The sequence below is a fragment of the Actinomadura sp. 1N219 genome, from assembly GCF_044326405.1.
Taxonomy (GTDB): Bacteria; Actinomycetota; Actinomycetes; order Streptosporangiales; family Streptosporangiaceae; genus Spirillospora.
This window is the reverse complement of record NZ_JBIRAY010000009.1, coordinates 49,720-72,595: the sequence shown is the minus strand read 5'-3', so window position 1 is coordinate 72,595 and position 22,876 is coordinate 49,720. Positions and strand designations below refer to the sequence as shown.

The following is a 22,876-nucleotide window of genomic DNA, read 5'->3' as shown; positions in this document are numbered from 1 at the left end:
GCTGTCCAGGATCCGGGCCCGGCTGGGCGCCGAAGTCAAGATCAGGACGCTGTTCGAGGCGCCGACGGTGGCGGCGCTGGCGGCACGCATCGCCGGGCCGGGGACGGACCGGGCCCGCGTCGCGCTGCGGGGCGGGACGGGGCGTCTCGAACGCCTCCCGCTGTCGTTCGCGCAGCGGCGGCTGTGGTTCCTCAACCGGATGGAAGGGCCCGGCCCGACGTACAACATCCCCCTCGCGGTGCGGCTGACGGGCGACCTGAACGTCCCCGCACTCGGCGCGGCGCTGCGGGACGTCATCGGCCGCCACGAGCCGCTGCGCACCGTGTTCCACTTCGCGGACGGCGAGCCGTACCAGCAGATCCTGGACCCGGACGACCTCGAATGGGACCTGGAGGTCTCCGCCCTCGACCCGGGGGAGCTGACCGGCGCCGTCGCCGCGGCGGCGCGCCACGCGTTCGACCTGTCCGCGGAACCGCCGATCCGCGCGTGCCTGTTCACCCTGGACGCGGCCGACGGCGCTAGCGCGGGCGACGAGTTCGCCCTGGTCCTGGTCGTCCACCACATCGCCACCGACGGCTGGTCGCACGCCGCGCTCGGACGCGACCTGGCGGCGGCGTACGAGGCGCGGTCGCGCGGCGAGGCGCCGTCGTGGGAGCCGCTGCCCGTCCAGTACGCCGACTACGCGCTGTGGCAACGCGACCTGCTCGGCGACGCGTCCGATCCCCGAAGCCTCCTGTCGGCGCAGGTCGGCTACTGGCGCCGCACGCTCGCCGGGGCGCCGGAAGAGCTGGCCCTGCCCGCGGACAGGCGGCGCCCGGCGGTGGCGGGCGGGATCGGCCACCGGGCCCCGCTGCGGATGCCCGCCGACGTGCACCGGCGGGTCGCCGACCTCGCCCGCGCCGAGGGCGCGACCGCCTTCATGGTCTTGCAGGCCGCGCTCGCGGTGACGCTGTCCAGACTCGGCGCCGGCACGGACATCCCCATCGGCTCCGCGGTCGCGGGCCGCACCGACGAGGCCATGGACGATCTGGTCGGCTTCTTCGTCAACACGCTGGTGATCCGGACCGACCTGTCCGGCGACCCGGACTTCCGGCAGGTGCTCGCCCGCGCCCGCGAGGCCGGCGTCGGCGCGCTCGCGCATCAGGACGTGCCGTTCGAGCGGCTCGTGGAGGAGCTCGCCCCGGCGCGGTCGCGGGCACGGCATCCGCTGTTCCAGGTCATGCTGACGCTGCAGAGCATGGAGCGCGCCGTCCTGGACCTGCCCGGCGTCCGCGCCGAGCCGCTGGACGGATCGGGCGACGCGGCACGGTTCGACCTGGAGGTGCACCTGCGGGAGACCTTCGACGACCAGGGACGTCCCGCCGGGCTGGAGGGCTCGGTGAACGCGTCGGCCGACCTGTTCGACGCGGGGTCGGCGGAACGCCTGGCCGGGCGGCTGGCCCGCGTGCTCGCCGCCGTGACCGCCGCCCCCGGCCTCCGGGTGCACGCGGTCGACGTCCTCGACCCGCCGGAGCGCGACCAGGTCGTCACCGGGTGGAACGACACCGCGGTCGAGGTCGAGCCCGCGTCGCTGCCCGACCTGTTCGAGGCCCAGGTGCGCCGGACGCCCGGCGCGGTGGCGGTGGTGTTCGAGGACGCCGAGCTGACCTACGCGGAGCTGGACGCCCGCGCGGAACGCCTCGCCCGCCACCTGACCGAGCGGGGCGCGGGCCCGGAGTCGGTCGTGGCGGTGGTGCTGGACCGGAGCGTCGAGCTCATCGTGGCGCTGTGGGGCGTCCTGAAGGCCGGGGCGGCGTACCTGCCCATCGATCCCGGCTACCCGGCCGAGCGCGTCGCGCTGCTGCTGGACGACGCCGCGCCCGCGGCCGTCCTGGACGACCCGGCGGAGGTGGCGCGCCTCTCCGTCCCCGACGGCGTCACCGACGGCGCGAACGGCCGCGTCGCCCGCGCCGTGGACGTACGCTCCCCGGCGTACCTGATCTACACGTCGGGATCGACGGGACGCCCGAAGGGCGTGCTCGTCTCCCACCGCGCCATCGTGAACCGGCTGGTGTGGATGCGCGACCACCACCGGATCGGCCCCGGCGACAGGGTGATGCAGAAGACCCCGAGCGTCTTCGACGTGTCCGTGTGGGAGCTGTTCTGCACGCTGATCTCGGGGGCGACGCTCGTCGTGGCCCGGCCGGGAGGGCACCGCGACCCGGGCTACGTGGCGGACCTGATCCGCGACCGGCGCGTCAGCGTGCTGCATTTCGTCCCGCCCATGCTGGACGCGTTCCTGCTGCACTCCGGTTCGGCGGACCTGCCGAGCCTGCGGCAGGTGGTCTGCAGCGGCGAGGCCCTCTCACCGGAGACGCAGGCGCGCTTCTTCGAGTCGTTCGGCGAAGACGTCGAACTGCACAACCTGTACGGCCCCACCGAAGCCGCGGTGGACGTCACCGCCTGGCACTGCGACCCCGGACAAGACGACGGCGACGCTGGACGGAACGGCGGCGGCGTCGCGCGGGACGGCGGCGGGGCGGTCGTCCCGATCGGCCGGCCCGTCGCCAACACCCGCGTGTTCGTCCTCGACGCCCGCCTCGCGCCCGTCCCACCCGGCGTCACCGGCGAGCTGTACCTGGCCGGGACGCAACTCGCCCGCGGTTACGCGGGACGTCCCGCGCTGACCGGCGAGCGGTTCGTGGCGTGCCCGTTCGGCGCGGGCGAGAGGATGTACCGCACCGGAGACCTGGCCCGCTGGACGCCCGGCGGGGACGTGGTGTTCGCCGGGCGGGCCGACGACCAGGTGAAGATCCGCGGCTTCCGGATCGAGCCGGGCGAGGTCGAGGCCGCCCTGCTGGCGCACGCCGGCGTCGCGCAGGCCGCGGTCGTGGCCCGCGAAGACGTCCCAGGGGACAAACGCCTGGTCGCCTACATCGTCGCCGCCGACCCCGCCGCGCCCGCCGGCGCGGAGGACCTGCGGGCGTTCGCCGCCGGACGCCTGCCGGAGCACATGGTCCCGGCCGCCGTCGTCGCGCTGCCCGAACTGCCGCTGACCGTGAACGGGAAACTGGACCGCCGCGCGCTCCCCGCGCCCGAGTACAGCACCGGGGAAGGACGCGGCCCCGTCACGGTCCGCGAAGAGATCCTCTGCGAGGTCTTCGCGGACGTCCTCGCGGTGGACTCGGTCGGGATGGACGACGACTTCTTCCGCCTCGGCGGGCATTCGCTGGCCGCGGTGTCGCTGGTGGAACGGCTCAGGGCGCGGGGCGTCCGCGTCCCGGTGCGGGCCCTGTTCGAGTCGCCCACCCCCGCCGGACTGGCGCGGGCCGCCGACACCGAGCCCGTCCCGGCACCGGAGAACCTCGTCCCGCCCGGCGCCGGCCACATCGCGCCCGGCATGCTGCCGCTGCTCGCGCTGTCCCAGGACGAGACGGACCGGGTCGTCGCCGCGGTGGACGGCGGCGCCCCCAACCTGGCGGACGCGTACCCGCTGACACCGCTCCAGGAAGGCATGCTCTTCCACCACCTGCTGGCCGGCGACGGCACCGACGTGTACGTCACGATGCAGATGGTCGAGTTCGACACCCGCGACCGGCTGGACTCGGTCGTCCAAGCCCTGCAACTCGTCGTGGACCGCCACGACATCTACCGCACCGCCGTGGTGTGGGAGGGGCTCCCCGAACCCGTCCAGGTAGTGTCGCGCCGGGCCGTCCTGCCGGTCCTGGAACACACCCTGCAACCGGACGGCGCCGACCCGGTCGCCGAGCTCCTCACCGCCGCCGGCACCGCGATGGACCTGCGCCGCGCGCCGCTGATGGACCTGCACGTCGCCGAGATCTCCGAGGGCCGCTGGCTGGGCCTGGTGCGGATGCACCACCTCGTGCAGGACCGGCTCGGTTTGGACGTCCTCCTACAGGAACTGCGGACGATCCTGTCCGGCCGGGCCGACCGGCTTCCCGCGCCGCTGCCGTTCCGGACCTTCGTGGCCCAGACCAGGGCGATGCCGAGCACCGAGCATGAGCGGTTCTTCACCGAACTGCTGGGCGGCGTGACCGAGCCGACCGCGCCGTACGGCGTCCTCGACGTGCGGGGCGGCGCCACAGCCGCGGTCACCGAACTGACCCCGCTGGACGCCGAGACCGTCGTCCGGCTCCGGGACGTGGCCCGGCGCCTCGGAGTCAGTCCCGCCACCGTCCTGCACGTGGCGTGGGCGCGGGTCCTGGCCACCCTGTCAGGACGCGACGACGTGGTGTTCGGGACGGTGCTGTTCGGGCGGATGAACGCCGGCGAAGGCACCGACCGGGTCCTCGGCCCGTTCATCAACACGCTGCCGGTCCGGGTGCCGGACGTCCGGGCGGGCGTGCGCGCCACCGTCGACCGCATGCGCGGCCAGCTCGCGGCACTGCTGGAACACGAGCACGCCCCGTTGGCGATCGCCCAGCGGGCCGGCGGGATCACCGGCAACGCGCCCCTGTTCACATCGCTGTTCAACTACCGGCACGTGTGGCGGGGAACCGACGACGCCGGACGGCAGGCGCTCGACGGCGTCCGGAGCGTCCTCGTCCAGGAGCGCACCAACTATCCCCTGAGCGTCGCGGTCGACGACCTGGGTCCCGAAGACCTGGTCATCAACGTCCAGTCGGTCGACGCCATCGACCCGGGCGCGGTCGGCAGCCTTGTGCGCACCGCGGCGGAGAACATGCTCACCGCACTCACCGCGACCCTCGAAGGCGGCCCGGACGTCGCCCTCCAGAGCGTGGACATCCTCCACCCGCAAGAACGGGCCCACGTCCTCTTTGAGTGGAACGACACGGCGTCGCCGTCCGCGTTCGACGTGTCGGTTGTGGAGCTGTTCGAGCGCCAGGTGGTCGCGGTTCCGGGTGCGGTGGCGGTGGTGGCCGATGGCATGGAGTTGACCTACGCCGACCTGGACGCTGCCGCGAACCGCGTCGCGCATCATCTGCTCGGTCGTGGTGTGGGCCCGGAGTCGACGGTGGGTCTGCGCCTGCCGCGCAGCGTGCAGATGGTCGTGGCGATTGTTGGGGTGTGGAAGGCAGGCGCGGCGTATCTGCCGATCGACCTCGGGCTTCCGGGCGAGCGGGTGGATTTCATGCTCGCCGACGCTGGCGTGGACGTGCTCTTGACCCCCGAGAACCTGGCCGACCCGCAGATCGCTGCGATGCCTGAGACGGCTCCGCAGGTGAGCGTGGATCCTGCCGGTTTGGCGTATGTGATCTATACGTCGGGGTCGACCGGTGTGCCGAAGGGTGTGGCGGTCGCGCATTCCTCCCTGGCGAATCTGGTGGGGGTGTTTGGTCCGGTGATGGGTGCCGGTCCGGGTGTGGGGGTGTTGCAGTTCGCTTCGTTTGGGTTCGACGCCTCGGTGCTGGATGTCGCGGTGGCGCTGTCGGCTGGTGCGACGTTGTGGGTCGCCGGCGATGAGCATCGGCGGCAGCCGGAGCGACTCCGCGAGTTGTCCGGCGTGCAGGCGGCCAGTGTGGTGCCGTCGCTGCTGGGTGTGCTGGATCCTGATGATCTGGCGCACGTCGACACGTTGCTGGTGGGTGCGGAGGCGATCGGTGAGTCGGCGGCGCGGGCGTGGTCTGCGGGTCGGCGCCTGGTGAACACCTACGGTCCGACCGAGGCCACGGTGATGGTGGCTGCGGGTGAGGTTGATGCGGGTCGGTCAGGACCGGTGTCGTTCGGTCGTCCGATCGCCAACACCCGCCTTTATGTGCTGGGTGATGACCTTCAACCCGTCCCGGCCGGGGTGGTCGGTGAGCTTTACGTGGCTGGTGCCGGGCTGGCGCGCGGGTATGTGAGCCGCCCGGCGTTGACCGGAGAGCGATTCGTGGCGTGCCCGTTCGAGGCGGGCGAGCGGATGTACCGGACGGGTGACCTGGCCAGGTGGACGGACGACGGGCAGTTGGTGTTCGCCGGGCGCGTGGATGAGCAGGTGAAGATTCGGGGGTTCCGGGTCGAGCCGGGTGAGGTCCAGGCCGTCGTGCAGCAGCACCCGGACGTCGCCCAGGGCGTGGTGGTCGTGCGCGAGGACCGGCTGATCGCCTACCTCGTCCCCGACACCGACACCGACGTCGATGTGGACGAGCTGTTGAGCTTCGCGGCGGCGCGGTTGCCGGAGTACATGGTCCCGGCCGCTGTGGTGCTGCTGCCGGAGTTGCCGTTGACGGTGAACGGGAAGTTGGATCGTGGGGCGTTGCCGGCGCCGGAGTTTGTGTCGGGTGCGGGGCGGGGTCCGGTGTCGGTGCAGGAGGAGGTCCTGTGTGCGGTGTTCGCTCAGGTCCTCGGCTTGGACTCGGTCGGGGTCGAGGACGATTTCTTCCGGCTGGGCGGGCATTCGCTGCTGGCGGTATCGCTCGTAGAACGGTTACGCGCGCGCGGTGTGCGGGTGTCGGTACGCGCGCTGTTCGAGTCGCCGACCCCGGCGGGGCTGGCGCGGGCGGCGGGCGCGGCGCCGGTGGAGGTCCCGGAGAATTTGATCCCGGCGGGTGCGCGGGAGATCACGCCGGGGATGTTGCCGCTGGTGGAGTTGTCGCAGGGCGAGATCGACCGGGTGACGGCTGCGGTCGATGGTGGCGCGGCGAACGTGGCCGACATCTATCCGTTGGCGCCATTGCAGGAAGGCATGCTGTTCCACCACCTGATGGCAGGCAGTGGTGAGGACGTTTATCAGACCGTCCGGGCTTTGGAATTCGATTCGCGGACGCGGATGGAGGAGTTCACCCAGGCGTTGCAGCAGTTGGTCGATCGGCATGACATCTACCGCACGGGCGTGGTGTGGGAAGGGCTGCCGGAACCCGTCCAAGTGGTGTGGCGCAACGCCTCGCTCCCGATGGTCGAGCACGATCCCGCAGTTGAGTCTGCGGAGGCACTGCTCGCTCTCGCGGGGTCGGCGATGGATCTGGGGCGCGCGCCGCTGATGGACCTGCACGTGGCCGAAGCGGACGATGGCCGGTGGCTCGCCTTGGTGCGGATGCACCACATTCTGCAGGACCACCTGGGCATGGACGTTCTTCTCCGGGAACTGCGGGCAGTCCTGGCCGGGCAGGCGGAAGAGCTGGCGACCGCGTTGCCGTTCCGCAATTTCGTGGCCGAGACGCGGCGAGTTCCGCGTGCGGAGCATGAGCGTTTCTTCACCGAACTGCTAGCGGACGTGACTGAGCCGACCGCACCGTACGGGTTGCTCGATGTGCGCGGTGACGGCAGTGACGTGACGACCGGAACGCTGCCCGTGGCAGACGAGGTCGTCGAGAAGTTGCGATGGGTGACGCGACAGCTGGGCGTCAGTTCCGCGACGGTGCTGCATGTGGCGTGGGCGCGAGTGCTGGCCACCCTGTCCGGACGCGATGACGTCGTGTTCGGCACGGTCCTGTTCGGGCGGATGAATGCTGGTGAGGGCGCCGATCGCGTCGTCGGCCCGTTCATCAACACACTGCCCGTACGGTTGCGGACGGGCGAGGTCGGAGTGCGGGCCGCGGTCGAACTCATGCGGACCCAGCTCGCGACTCTCCTGGAGCATGAGCACGCACCACTGGCAATTGCTCAGCGAGCCAGCGGAATTGCGAGTGACACGCCTCTATTCACATCCCTCTTCAACTATTGGCATGTAAGCACTCCCCGTGGCGGCCAGGACGGCGGGGAGCCTGCCAAGCGGCAGACGACGCAGGGCATCCGGACGGTCTTCACCCGGGACCGGACCAACTATCCACTGACCGTGGCCGTCAACGATGACGACGCGGCAGGGCTGAACCTTGTCGTCCTCGCAGTCGATCCCATCGACCCGCAGGCCGTCGGGCATTTGCTGAGCACGGCAGTGAAGAACGTGGTCAACGCCTTGGCCGATGCTCTTCAGGGCGGCGCGGATCAGACACTGAGCGCCGTGGGCATCCTGGACGCGCGGGAGCGCGACCGCATGCTCATCGATTGGAATGACACCGCCGTCGACGCCGCCGTCGATTCGACCATTGTCGAGGCGTTTGAGCGTCAGGTGGCGGGGGCGCCGAATGCACCGGCCCTGATCGGTGACGACGCCCAGCTGTCCTATCGAGAATTGGACGCGGCGGCGAACCGCGTGGCTCACCGTCTCCTGGTTCTGGGTGTGGGCGCGGAGTCGGTGGTCGGGGTGTGTCTGCCTCGTGGTGCCGATCTGATCGTTGCGGTTCTGGGGGTGTTGAAGGCGGGTGCGGCGTTCCTGCCGATCGACCCCCGTAACCCGTCCGAGCGGGTCGCGTTCATGCTCGGCGGCAGCCGGGCCCGGCTGGTCCTGACGGGTGATGACGCCGAAACCGAGGGCCTGGTCGGCGACGACGTCGCGGCGGTGGTGGTGAGGCTGGACTACCCGCAGATCGCCGCGATGCCCGGCACCGCACCGGACGTATCGATCAACGCATCGGCGCTGGCCTATGTGATCTACACGTCGGGGTCGACGGGGACGCCGAAGGGTGTGGCGGTCGCGCATGCCGGCTTGGTCAATCTGGTCGCCGCGCAGCGGGTGCGGTTCCAGGTGCAGCCGGATTCGCGCGTTCTCCAATTCGCCTCGATCGGGTTCGATGCCGCCGTGTCGGAAGTGCTGGTGACACTGTGCTCGGGCGCCGCGCTCGTCGTGGCCCCTGCCGATGAACTCGCCCCGGGTGGCGGGCTCGTGGATCTGGTGGCCCGGCATGGGGTGACGCATGCGACGCTGCCGCCGGCGGTGCTCGGCGCGCTGGACGCCGACGACCTGACCTCGGTGCGCACGCTGGTCTCCGCAGGCGACGCGCTGGACGCGGGCGTCCTGGAACGGTGGGCGCCGGGCCGACGCATGATCAACGCGTATGGCCCGACGGAGTTCACGGTGTGCGCGTCGATGTCGGACCCGCTGGCGGCGGGCGACGTCCCGACGATCGGCAGCCCGATCGCCAACGCCCGCGTGTTCGTCCTGGACGACAGGCTCAACCCGGTCCCGGCAGGCGTGACCGGCGAACTGTACGCCGCCGGTGCCGGAGTGGCCCGCGGCTATGTCGGACGCCCGGCGCTGACCGGCGAGCGCTTTGTCGCCTGCCCGTTCGGCGCGTCGCCCGGGGAGCGGATGTACCGCACTGGGGACCTGGCCCACTGGACGCCGGACGGACGGCTGCTCTACGGCGGCCGCGCTGACGACCAGGTGAAGGTCCGCGGGTTCCGCATCGAACCGGGCGAGATCGAGGCGCTGCTGCTGACCCATCCGGACGTCCGCCAAGCCGCCGTGGTGGCTCGCGAGGACGCACCCGGAGACAAACGCCTCGTGGCCTACGCCGTCCCCACTGGCGAAGGATTGCGAGAGTTCCTGGCGCAGCGGCTGCCGGACTACATGGTCCCCGCCGCAGTAGTCGCACTTTCCGAACTGCCGCTGACCTCCAACGGGAAACTCGACCGCAAGGCACTGCCCGCGCCGGAATACATCGCCGGTGGAGGGCGCGGCCCGGCCACCCTCCACGAGGAAATCCTGTGCGGCGCGTTCGCGCAGGTGCTTGAGCTGCCCTCGGTCGGGGTGGACGACAGCTTCTTCGACCTTGGTGGGCATTCGCTGCTCGCCGTCCGCCTGATCTCGCGGATACGCGCCCTCCTGGGCGTGGAACTGTCGCTGCGGACGTTGTTCGAATCACCGACGGTGGCGGGACTTGCAACTCGTCTTGCCGGCCCCTCGCAAGACAGCCCTCGTCCGTCGCTGACGAAGGCAGTGCGACCGGAGCGGGTGCCGTTGTCCTTCGAGCAGCGGCGGTTGTGGTTCTTGGCGCAGTTGGAGGGGCCGAGTCCGACGTACAACGTTCCGTTGGCGGTGCGGTTGTCGAGTGGGTTGGACGTGGCTGGGTTGGGTGCTGCGTTGCGGGATGTGATCGTCCGGCATGAGTCGTTGCGGACGGTCTTCCCGGCCGCTGACGGTGAGCCCTTCCAGCAGGTCCTTGCCCCGGAAGGCCTCGACTGGGCGCTTGAGACGTCTGCGGTGGAGCCGGGGGATCTGTCGGAGGCGGTGGGTCGGGCGTCGCGGTATGCGTTCGATTTGTCGGTTGAGGTGCCGATTCGGGCGTGGTTGTTCGAGGCGGGGCGGGATGAGCGGGTCTTGCTGGTGGTGATGCACCACAGTGCGAGCGACGGCTGGTCGTTGGGTCCGCTGGGCCGGGATCTGTCTGTGGCGTATGCGGCGCGGTCGCGGGGCGAGGTCCCGGACTGGGAGCCGCTGCCTGTCCAGTATGCCGACTACACGTTATGGCAGCGAGAGCTCCTGGGCGATGACGAACTGCTGTCGGCGCAGGTGGAGTACTGGCGGCGGACGCTGGCGGGTGCGCCGGAGGAGTTGGCGTTGCCGGTGGATCGGGTGCGTCCGGCGGTGCCGAGTCATGTGGGTCATCGGGTGCCGTTGCGGGTTTCGGCCGGGGTGCATCAGGCGTTGATGGACGTCGCTCGTGCTGAGGGTGTGACGGTGTTCATGGTGTTGCAGGCGGCGCTGGCGGTGACCTTGTCCAGGGTCGGCGCAGGCACCGACATCCCCATCGGTTCAGCGGTCGCGGGCCGCAACGACGAAGCGTTGGACGGCTTGGTCGGGTTCTTCGTCAACACGCTGGTGATCCGGACGGATTTGTCGGGTGATCCTGAGTTCCGTGAGGTGCTGGGGCGGGTGCGGGAGGCGAGTCTGGGTGCGTTCGCGCATCAGGACGTCCCGTTCGAGCGGTTGGTGGAGGAGTTGGCGCCGTCGCGGTCGATGGCGCGGCATCCGCTGACCCAGGTGGTGTTGACGCTCCAGAACACCGGCGACGCCACATTGGACATGCCCGGCCTGCGAACCGGCGCTGGGCTCGGCGCGACAGACGGCGTCGCATCGGCGAGGTACGACCTGTACGTGTCGGTGGTGGAGGCCTTTGATGAGGTGGGGCGTCCGGCTGGGTTGCGTGGTTCGGTGACGGTGGCGGCGGACTTGTTCGACAAGCCCGCGGCGGGACGGATCGCCGAGTGGTTCGTCCGGGTCTTGCAGACGGTGGCCACGTCCCCGGAGACGCGGTTGACGACGGTGGACGTCCTGGACCCGCAAGAACGAGACCAGGTCCTCGTCCGGTGGAACGACACCGCCGTCGAACTGGAGAGCGCCACAGTCGTGAAGTCGTTCCGCCAGCAGGCGGAGGCCCGGCCGGAAGCGGTGGCCGTCGTGGCGGACGGTGCCGAGGTCTCGTACGGGGAACTGGACGCCCAGTCGAGCCGGTTGGCGCACTACCTGCGTGATCTGGGCGCGGGCCCGGAGTCGGTGGTGGGTTTGTGCCTGCCGCGCGGTGTGCAGACGATCACGGCGATTCTCGCGGTGTGGAAGGCGGGGGCGGGGTATCTGCCGCTGGATGTCGAGCTGCCGGTCGAGCGGATCGGGTTCATGCTGGCCGACGCCGGGGCCCGGCTGGTGCTGGCCGATGCGAGTGCGGCCGGAACACTGGCGCAGGCGCCCGCAGGGGTACCGGTGGTGTGCCTGGACGATCTCGACCTGTCGGCAGGCCCATCAAGCCACCCGCCGCTGGATGTGGCCCTTGATGGGTCCGGTCTGGCGTACGTGATCTACACCTCTGGGTCGACGGGGACGCCGAAGGGTGTGGCGGTGACGCACGGGTCGCTGGCCAACTACGTGTCGTCGGTGTCGGTCAGGTTGGGGTGGACGGCCCCTGGCTCCCGGTATGGGTTGTTGCAGGCGCAGGTGACCGACCTGGGCAACACCGTGGTGTTCATCAGCCTGGCCACCGGCGGCCGTCTGCACATCCTCGACCCGGACGCGGTCACCGACCCCGATGCGGTCGCCGACTACCTCACCGCGCACGGCATTGATGCGGTGAAGGTGGTGCCGTCGCATTTGGCGGCGTTGACCGCCGCCGCCGGGATGGACCGGCTGGTTCCGGCCGGGTCGGTGGTGCTGGGCGGCGAGGCGGCCCCGTTGGAGTGGACGCGTGAGCTGGTGGCGGCGGCTGGTGAGCGGCGGGTGTTCAACCACTACGGCCCGACCGAGACCACCATCGGCGTCACCACCACTGAGCTGACTCCCGAACTGGTGGCGGGCGGGATGGTCCCAATCGGTTCCCCGATCGCCAACACCCGCCTCTTCGTGCTGGACGGCTCCCTGCAGCCGGTCCCGGTAGGCGTGCCCGGCGAACTGTACGTCGCGGGCGCCGCCGTCGCGCGCGGGTACGTGGGCCGCCCCGGGTTGACGGGGGAGCGGTTCGTGGCCTGCCCGTTCGGGTCGTCCGGGGAGCGGATGTACCGGACCGGGGACCTGGTGAAGTGGACGCCCGGCGGGCAGTTGGTGTTCGCCGGGCGCGCGGACGAGCAGGTGAAGATCCGCGGGTTCCGGGTCGAGCCCGGCGAGGTCCAGACCGTCCTGCATCAGCACCCCGATGTCGCGCAGGCGGCGGTGGTCGTGCGGGACGAGCGGCTGGTGGCCTACATCGTCCCCGCCGACCCCGACACCGACCCCGCACACACCGACGACCTGCGCGACTTCCTTGCCGACCGGCTCCCCGACCACATGATCCCGTCCGCGGTCGTCGCGCTGGCAGAGTTGCCGCTGACCGCCAACGGGAAACTCGACCGCAAAGCCCTGCCAGTTCCGCAGCTCGCCGTGGGTGAGGGCCGTGGGCCGGTCACAGCGCAGGAGGAAATCCTGTGCGAGGTATTCGCGGACGTGCTGGGCGTCGAGTCCGTGGGCGTGGACGACGACTTCTTCAGACTGGGCGGGCACTCGTTGCTGGCCGTGTCATTGGTGGCGCGGCTTCGGGCGCGCGGTGTTTCCGTGTCGGTACGGGCGTTCTTCGAGTCGCCGACCCCGGCGAGCCTGGCACGGGCCGTCGGCGCGAAGTCGTCGGTGGTGCCGGACAACCTGATTCCCGCCGACGCCGACCAGATCACCCCGGACATGTTGCCGCTGCTGGAACTGTCCGAGGCGGAGATCGATCGAGTGGTCGGGGTGGTCGAAGGCGGTGCCGGAAATGTGGCGGATATGTATCCGCTGGCGCCGCTTCAGGAAGGCATGCTCTTCCACCACCTGATGGCCGACGACGGCCAGGACGTGTACGTCACTGCGCGGATGCTGGAGTTCGACACCCGGGCCCGGATGGAGGAGTTCGCCGAGGCGCTGCAGCACGTCGTCAACAGGCACGACATTTACCGCACCGCGTTGATGTGGGAAGGACTTCGAGAGCCTGTTCAAGTCGTGAGGCGCCATGCCGTGCTACCGGTCGTCCAACACCGACTCGACAATGTCGACCGTGACCCGGCCAATGCACTGATGACCGCGGCGGGGACGGCGATGGATCTGACCCGGGCGCCGTTGATGGATCTGCATACGGCCGAGATTTCCGAGGGCCGGTGGCTGGGCTTGGTGCGGATGCACCACATGGTGCAGGACCACTTGGGCATGGACGTGCTGATCCAGGACCTGCGGGCAGTCCTTACCGGGACGGCGGACCAGCTGGCTCCGGCCCTGCCATTCCGGAACTTCGTCGCTCAGACCAGGGGAGTCCCCCGATCCGAGCACGAACGGTTCTTCGCCGAACTCCTGGGTGACGTGACCGAGCCGACCGCGCCGTTCGGGCTGCTCGACGTGCGGGGCGGCACCGCTGAGCCGGTCTCTGAGGTCTCGCCGATTCCCGCTGAAACGGTGGTGAAATTACGGCAGGTCGCGCAGCGTATGGGCGTCAGTTCAGCGACCGTCCTGCATGTGGTGTGGGCGCGAGTGCTCGCCGCCCTGTCGGGCCATGACGACGTGGTGTTCGGAACGGTGCTGTTCGGACGGCTGAACGCCGGCGCGGACGCGGACCGAGCGCCAGGCCCGTTCTTCAACACATTGCCGGTGCGGATGCGGACTGGAGAGTTCGGCGTCCGGGCGGCTGTCGAAGGGATGCGCGCACAGCTAGGAGCATTGCTCGAACATGAGCATGCCCCGTTGGCGGTGGCTCAACGGGCCAGCGGCATCGAGGGCAATGCGCCTCTGTTCACCTCACTGTTCAACTATCGGCACGGCTATCGGGAGGTGGATGCCGACCGGCAGCAGTCAATCGAGGGCATCCGGCCTGTCTTCGTCCAGCAGCGGACCAACTATCCGCTGACCGTGGCCGTGAACGACCTGGGGGCGAACGGCCTCAGCATCAGCGTGGAAGCGATAGAGCCGATCGACGTTCGAGTTGTCGGAAGGCTATTGCGCACATCGCTCGACCACGTGCTCAGCGCACTCACCTCCACATTGGACGGCGCCCCCGACGTCGCACTTCATGCAGTCGATGTGCTTGACGCCGATGAGCGTCACCGGTTGCTACGGGAATGGAATGACACCGCCGTAGAACGTGATGCGGGCGTTTCCATCGTGGGGTTGTTCGAGCGTCAGGTGGTGGCGGTTCCGGGTGCGGTGGCGGTGGTGGCCGATGGTGTGGAGTTGACCTACGCGGAGCTGGACGCTGCCGCGAACCGCGTCGCTCATCACTTGCTCGATCGTGGTGTGGGCCCGGAGTCGATGGTGGGTCTGGCTTTGCCGCGCGGCGCCGAGATGGTCGTGGCGATTGTTGGGGTGTGGAAGGCGGGCGGAGCGTATCTGCCGATCGATCCCGGGCTTCCGTCCGAGCGGGTGGATTTCATGCTCGCCGACGCGGGCGTAGATGTACTCCTGACCCCCGAGAACCTGGCCGACTCGCAGATGGCCGTGATGCCCGAGACCACGCCGCAGGTGAGCGTGGATCCGGCGGGTTTGGCGTATGTGATTTATACGTCGGGGTCGACGGGGGTGCCGAAGGGTGTGGCGGTTGCGCATTCCTCTCTGGTGAATCTGGTGGGGGTGTTTGGTCCGGTGATGGGTGCTGGGCCGGGTGTGGGGGTGTTGCAGTTCGCTTCGTTTGGGTTCGATGCCTCGGTGCTGGATGTCGCGGTGGCGTTGTCGGCTGGTGCGACGTTGTGGGTTGCCGGCGATGAGCATCGGCGGCAGCCGGAGCGGCTGCGGGAACTGTCGGGGGTGCAGGCGGCCAGTGTGGTGCCGTCGCTGCTGGGTGTGCTGGATCCTGACGTTCTGGCGCGGGTGGAGACGCTGCTGGTGGGTGCGGAGGCGATCAGCGAGTCGGCGGCGCGGGCGTGGTCTGCGGGTCGGCGGTTGGTGAACACCTACGGTCCGACCGAGGCCACGGTGATGGTGGCCGCGGGTGAGGTGGATGCGGATCGGTCAGGCCCGGTGCCGTTCGGTCGTCCGATCGCCAACACTCGCCTGTTCGTGTTGGACGATGCGCTCTGCCCGGTCCCGGTGGGGATTGCCGGTGAGCTTTACGTGGCTGGCGCGGGGTTGGCGCGCGGGTATGTGAGCCGCCCGGCGTTGACCGGTGAGCGGTTTGTGGCGTGCCCGTTCGGGTCGTCCGGGGAGCGGATGTACCGGACCGGTGACCTGGCCAGGTGGACGGACGACGGGCAGTTGGTGTTCGCCGGGCGTGCGGATGAGCAGGTGAAGATTCGGGGGTTCCGGGTCGAGCCGGGTGAGGTCCAAGCCGTCGTGCAGCAGCACCCGGACGTGGACCAGGCGGCGGTGGTCGTGCGCGAGGACCGGCTGATCGCCTACGTGGTCGCCGACACTGACACCGACGTCGATGTGGACGAGCTGCTGAGCTTCGCGGCCGCGCGGCTGCCGGAGTACATGGTCCCGGCCGCCGTGGTGCTCTTGCCCCAGCTCCCGCTGACCCGCAACGGCAAAGTGGATCGCAAGGCCCTGCCCGCCCCCGATTACGGGGCCGACGCCAGGACGAGCCGAGCCCCGGTCACCGTGCGCGAAGAGATCCTTTGCGAGGTGTTCGCGCAGGTCCTCGGCCTGGACTCGGTCGGGGTCGAGGACGATTTCTTCCGGCTGGGCGGGCATTCGCTGCTCGCGGTCTCGCTCGTGGAACGGCTGCGTGCACATGGCGTCTCAGTGTCGGTACGCGCCCTGTTCGAGTCCCCGACACCTGCGGGGCTGGCGCAGACCGCCGGCCCGGCTTCGGTCGACGTGCCGGAGAACCTGATCCCGGCGGACGCGCAGCAGATCACGCCGGGGATGCTGCCGCTGGTGGAGCTGTCCCAGCCCGAGATCGACCACGTGGCGGCGGCTGTCGACGGCGGCGCGGCGAATGTCGCCGACATCTATCCGCTGGCGCCGCTTCAGGAAGGCATGCTGTTCCACCATCTGATGGCAGGCGACGGCGAGGACGTCTATCTCACGGTCGTCGTGGTGGAGTTCGGGTCGCGGGCCCGCTTGGACGCGTTCGTCCAAGCGTTGCAGCAGGTCGTGGACCGGCACGACGTGTACCGGACCGCCGTGGTGTGGGAGGGCGTGCCGGAGCCGGTCCAGGTGGTGTGGCGGCACGCGATGCTGCCGGTCGTCGAGCATGAGATCGGCGATGGGCGTCCGGACTCGGTTGAAGAGCTGCTGGCCATGGCCGGCACGGTGATGGATCTGGGCCGTGCCCCGCTGCTGGACGTCCATGCGGCCGAGGCACCGGATGGCAAGTGGCTGGGTGCGGTGCGGATGCACCACCTCGTCCAGGACCACACGGGCATGGACGTGCTCATGCGGGAACTGCGGGCCGTCCTGTCCGGGCACCCTGAGCAGTTGAGGCCGGCGTTGCCGTTCCGGAGCTTCGTGGCCCAGACCCGGGCGGTCCCGAGGGCGGAGCATGAGCGGTTCTTCGCCGAACTGCTGGGCGACGTGGAGGAGCCGACCGCGCCGTTCGCCCTGCTCGACGTGCGCGGCGACGGCAGTGACGTCGTGACCGTCCGGATGCCGGTCTCCGACGCCGTCGCGGCGGACCTGCGGCAGGTGACCCGCGCCCTGGGGATCAGCCCGGCGACGGTGTCCCATGTCGTGTGGGCGCGGGTGCTGGCCGCCCTGTCGGGACGCGACGACGTCGTGTTCGGCACGGTCCTGTTCGGGCGGATGAACGCCGGTGAGGGCGCCGACCGCGTCCTCGGCCCGTTCATCAACACGCTGCCCGTCCGGGTGCGGACCGACCGGACGGGCGTCCGGGCCGCCGTCGAGGGGATGCGGACGCAACTGGCCGCGCTCCTCGAACACGAGCACTCCCCGCTGGCGGTGGCGCAGCAGGCCAGCGGCATCGCGGGCGACGTCCCGCTGTTCACCTCGCTGTTCAACTACCGGCACGTCGATCAGGCGGCGGACGGCGGCGGCGAGCGGCAGCCGATCGAGGGCGTCCGGAGCGTCTTCGCCCGGGACAAGACCAACTATCCGCTGGCGGTGGCCGTCAACGACGACGGCGCCGGCGGGCTGAGCGTGGTCGTGCTGGCGGTCGCCCCCATCGATCCGGAGGCGGTCGGACGGCTGCTGTGCACCGCGATGGAGAACGTGGTCGGCGCGCTGGCCGACACCCTCCGCGGCGGCCCGGACATCGCCCTCCACGCCGTGGACGTCCTCGACCCGCAGGAGCGCCGCCGGCTGCTGCTCGACTGGAACGACACCGCCGCCGGTGGCCTCGACTCCACCGTCCTCGACCCGTTCGCGCGCCAGGTCGCGGCCGCGCCCGACGCCCTCGCGGTGATCGCTGACGACGTCCGGCTGACGTACCGGGAACTGGACGCGTCGGCGAACCGCCTGGCGCATCATCTTCGCGGCCTCGGCGTGGGCCCGGAGGCGGTGGTCGGGCTCTGCGTGCCGCGCGGCGCCCGCATGGTGACCGCCGTCCTCGGGGTGCTGAAGGCGGGCGCGGCGTTCCTGCCGGTCGACGCGCGCCTTCCCGCCGAACGCGCGGCGTTCATGCTGGCGGACAGCCGCACGCCGGTGGTGCTGGGCACGGAGGACGTCCTCGATGAGCTGCCGCTGCGGGGCGTCCTGCCGGTGGCGCTGGACGATCCGCTGGTCGAGGCGCAGATCGCCGCGGCCCCGGAAACGGCGCCGGAAGTGCCGATCACCCCCGGCGGCCTGGCCTATGTGATCTACACGTCGGGGTCGACGGGGACGCCGAAGGGTGTGGCGGTCGCGCATGCCGGGGTGGTCAATCTGGTCGCCGCGCAGCGGGTGCGGTTCCAGGTGGAGCCGGGTTCGCGCGTGCTGCAGTTCGCCTCGATCGGGTTCGATGCCGCCGTGTCGGAAGTGCTGGTGACACTGTGTTCGGGCGCCGCGCTCGTCGTGGCCCCTGCGGACGAACTGGCCCCGGGCGGTGGGCTGGTCGATGTGGTGGCCCGGCATGGGGTGACGCATGCGACGCTGCCACCGGCGGTCCTGGCCGTGCTGGAGGTGGACGATCTGGCGCCGGTCTCGACGCTGGTGTCGGCGGGCGAGGCTTTGGACGCGGGCGTCCTGGAACGGTGGGCACCGGGCCGACGCATGATCAACGCGTATGGCCCGACGGAGTTCACGGTGTGCGCGTCGATGTCGGACCCGCTCGCGGCTACCGACGTCCCGACGATCGGGACCCCGATCGCCAACGCCCGCGTGTTCGTCCTGGACGACAGGCTCAACCCGGTCCCGGCAAGCGTGACCGGCGAACTGTACGCCGCCGGAGCCGGGGTGGCCCGCGGCTATGTCGGACGCCCGGCGCTGACCGGCGAACGCTTCGTCGCGTGCCCGTTCGGCGCGTCGTCCGGGGAGCGGATGTACCGCACCGGAGACCTTGCCCGCTGGACCTCGGACGGACGGCTGCTCTATGGCGGCCGTGCGGACGAGCAGGTCAAGGTCCGCGGGTTCCGCATCGAGCCGGGCGAGATCGAGGCGCTGCTGCTGACCCGTCCGGACGTCCGCCAAGCCGCGGTGATCGCCCGCGAGGACGCACCCGGAGACAAGCGGCTCGCGGCCTACGTCGTCCTCGCCGACGACACTGACGCCACCGGCGACGACGGTTTACGGGACTTCGGCGACGGTCTGCGGGACTTCATGGCGCGGCGCCTGCCGGACTACATGGTCCCGGCCGCGGTGATCGTGCTCCCCGAACTGCCGCTGACCGCCAACGGCAAGCTCGACCGCAAGGCCCTCCCGGCCCCCGGACTCGCGACCGCGGCCGGTGCCGGCCGAGGCCCGTCGACGGCGCAGGAGGAGATCCTCTGCGAGGTCTTCGCGCACGTCCTCGCGCTGGACACGGTCGGCGTGGACGACAGTTTCTTCGAACTCGGCGGACACTCGCTCCTCGCGGTCCGGCTGGTGTCGAGGATCCGGGCCGCGCTGGGCCTGGAGGTCGAGGTCCGGACACTGTTCGAGGCTCCGACGGTGGCGGAACTGGCGGCGACGCTAGCGGCGGAGGACACCGCGCGACCGGGCCACGCCGCCCGTACCCCGCTGCGCGCCGCCGAACGTCCGGAACGGGTGCCCCTGTCGTACGCGCAGCGGCGCCTCTGGTTCCTGACCCACCTGGACGGACCGAGCCCCACCTACAACCTTCCCGTGATCGTCCGGTTGACCGGCGAGCTGGACGACGCCGCCCTGAACCTCGCGTTGCGGGACGTGATCGTCCGCCACGAGTCCCTGCGCACCGTCTTCCCGGCCGTGGACGGCGAACCGCACCAGAAGATCCTCAGCCCCGCGGAACTCGACTGGGACCTGCGGGTGTCGGACGTCGCGCCCGAGGACCTGCCCGACGCCGTGGCGGCCGCGTCCCGGTACCCGTTCGACCTGTCGGCGGAAGTCCCGATCCAGGCCCGGCTGCTCCAGGCCGGACCCGATGAGCGAGTGCTCGTCCTGGTCGTGCACCACATCGCGGGGGACGGCTGGTCGATGGCCCCCCTCGGCCGTGACGTGTCGACCGCGTACGAGGCCCGCCTGCGCGGCGAGGCCCCGGACTGGGAACCGCTGCCCGTCCAGTACGCCGACTATGCGCTGTGGCAGCGGGAACTGCTCGGCGACGAGTCCGACCCGGACAGCCTGCTCCTCGCCCAGGTCGAGTACTGGCGGCGAACACTGGCGGACGCACCGGAAGAACTGGTGCTGCCCGCGGACCGTCCACGTCCACCCGCAGCGAGCCATCGCGGGCACGTCGTGCCCTTGCGGGTGCCCGCTGAGGTGCACCGGCGGCTGACGGAGCTGGCCCGATCCGAGGGCGCGACACCGTTCATGGTCTTGCAGGCCGCGCTCGCGGTCACGCTGTCCAGACTCGGGGCCGGCACGGACATCCCCATCGGCTCCGCGATCGCGGGCCGCACCGACGAGGCCATGGACGACCTGGTCGGCTTCTTCGTCAACACACTGGTGATCCGGACCGACCTATCCGGCGACCCGGCGTTCCGGCACGTCCTGCGGCGCGTTCGCGAGACCGGCCTGGGCGCGATGGCGCATCAGGACGTCCCGTTCGAGCGGCTGGTGGAGGAACTCGCACCCGCGCGCTCACTGGCCCGGCACCCCCTCTTCCAGGTGATGCTGACCGTGCAGAACACCGGCCGCGCCGCCCTCGACCTCCCCGGCGTGGACGCCGCCGCTCCGCCGCCGGACGGTTCGATGTCGGTGGCGCGCTTCGACCTGGACGTGTCGCTGTCCGAGACCTTCGACGACCAGGGCCGCCCGGCGGGCCTGCGGGGCGCGGTGATCGCGTCCGCGGACCTGTTCGAGATGCCGACCGCCGAACGGATGGCGGCTTGGTTCACCCGCGTCCTCGAATCCGTGACCACCACCCCGGACATGCGCTTGCGCACGGTGGACGTCCTGGACGCCGCCGAGCGGGACCTGCTGGTCGCAGGCTGGAATGACACGGCGTCGCCGGTGTCTGGTGTGTCGGTTGTGGGGTTGTTCGAGCGTCAGGTGGTTGCGGTTCCGGGTGCGGTGGCGGTGGTGGCCGATGGCGTGGAGCTGACCTACGCGGAGCTGGACGCTGCCGCGAACCGCGTCGCTCATCATCTGTTCGACCGAGGCGTAGGGCCGGAGTCGACGGTGGGTCTGGCTCTGCCGCGTGGCACCGAGATGGTCGTGGCGATTGTCGGGGTGTGGAAGGCGGGCGCGGCGTATCTGCCGATCGATCCGCAGCTCCCGGGCGAGCGGGTGGATTTCATGCTCGCCGACGCTGGCGTAGAGGTGGTCCTGACCTCTGAGGGCATCCGCGCCCCGCGGATCGCGTCGATGCCGGACACCGCGCCACAGAGGGATGTGGACTCAGCGGGTTTGGCGTATGTGATCTATACGTCGGGTTCGACCGGTGTGCCGAAGGGTGTGGCGGTCGCGCATTCCTCTCTGGCGAATCTGGTGGGGGTTTTTGGTCGGATGATGGGTGCTGGGCCGGGTGTGGGGGTGTTGCAGTTCGCTTCGTTTGGGTTCGATGCCTCGGTGCTGGATGTGGCGGTGGCGTTGACCAGTGGCGCGACGTTGTGGGTCGCCGGCGAGGAGCATCGGCGGCAGCCGGAGCGGTTGCGGGAGTTGTCGGGGGTGCAGGCGGCCAGTGTGGTGCCGTCGCTGCTGGGTGTGCTGGATCCTGACGTTCTGGCGCGGGTGGAGACGCTGCTGGTGGGTGCGGAGGCGATCAGCGAGTCGGCTGGGCGGGTGTGGTCTGCGGGTCGGCGGTTGGTGAACACCTACGGTCCGACCGAGGCCACGGTGATGGTGGCCGCGGGTGAGGTGGATGCGGATCGGTCAGGCCCGGTGCCGTTCGGTCGTCCGATCGCCAACACCCGCCTGTTCGTGTTGGACGACGCACTCGCCCCGGTGCCGGTCGGGGTTGCCGGTGAGCTTTACGTGGCTGGTGCCGGGCTGGCGCGCGGGTATGTGAGCCGCCCGGCGTTGACCGGAGAGCGATTCGTGGCGTGCCCGTTCGGCTCGGGCGAGCGGATGTATCGGACCGGTGACCTGGCCAAGTGGGCCCCGGACGGGCAATTGGTGTTCGCCGGGCGTGCGGATGAGCAGGTGAAGATTCGGGGGTTCCGGGTCGAGCCGGGTGAGGTCCAGGCCGTCGTGCAGCAGCACCCGGACGTGGATCAGGCCGCGGTGGTCGTGCGCGAGGACCGGCTGATCGCCTACCTCGTCACCGACACCGACATCGATGTGGACGAGCTGCTGAGCTTCGCCGCTGCGCGGTTGCCGGAGTACATGGTCCCGGCCGCTGTCGTGTTCTTGCCGGAGTTGCCGCTGACGCGTAACGGGAAGTTGGATCGTGGGGCGTTGCCGGCGCCGGAGTTTGTGTCGGGTGTGGGGCGGGGTCCGGTGTCGGTGCAGGAGGAGGTCCTGTGTGCGGTGTTCGCTCAGGTCCTCGGCTTGGACTCGGTCGGGGTGGAGGATGATTTCTTCCGGCTGGGCGGGCATTCGCTGCTGGCGGTTTCGCTGGTGGAGCGGTTACGTGCACACGGTGTGCGGGTGTCGGTGCGGGCGCTGTTTGAGTCGCCGACCCCGGCGGGGCTGGCACAAGCAGCCGGTTCCGATTCGGTAGAAGTCCCGGAGAACCTGATCCCGGCGGGTGCGTGGGAGATCACGCCGGGGATGTTGCCGCTGGTGGAGTTGTCCCAGGCCGAGATCGACCGGGTGACGGCGCAGGTCGATGGTGGCGCGGTGAACGTGGCCGACATCTATCCGTTGGCGCCGCTCCAGGAGGGGCTGCTGTTCCATCACCTGCTGGCCGATGGTGGTGTGGACGCTTACGTGACGATGCGGGTGGTGGAGTTCGACTCGCGAGCCCGCTTGGACGCATTCGTCCAAGCTTTGCAGCAGGTGGTGGATCGGCACGACATCTACCGCACGGGCGTGGTGTGGGAGGGACTGCCGGAGCCCGTCCAGGTGGTGTGGCGGCGGGCCGCGCTTCCGATTGTCGAGCACGATCTCGCGGTCGATTCTGCGGAGGCGTTGCTGGCTCTCGCGGGGTCGGTGATGGATCTGGGCCGTGCGCCGTTGATGGATCTGCATGTGGCCGAGGTGGGTGATGGCCGGTGGCTGGGTTTGGTGCGGATGCATCACCTGGTGCAGGACCACCTG

General features: G+C 70.4%; 1 protein-coding gene (cut by both window edges). It reads left to right on the top strand.

Every position in this 22,876-nt window falls within one protein-coding gene, locus tag ACH35V_RS25735, for a non-ribosomal peptide synthase/polyketide synthase (RefSeq protein ID WP_395975746.1), read on the top strand. The gene is 41,688 nt long; 6,251 of those nucleotides lie to the left of the window and 12,561 to its right, leaving coding positions 6,252-29,127 in view — codons 2,084 (partial) to 9,709 (complete); the first complete codon in view begins at position 2. The start codon and the stop codon both lie outside this window.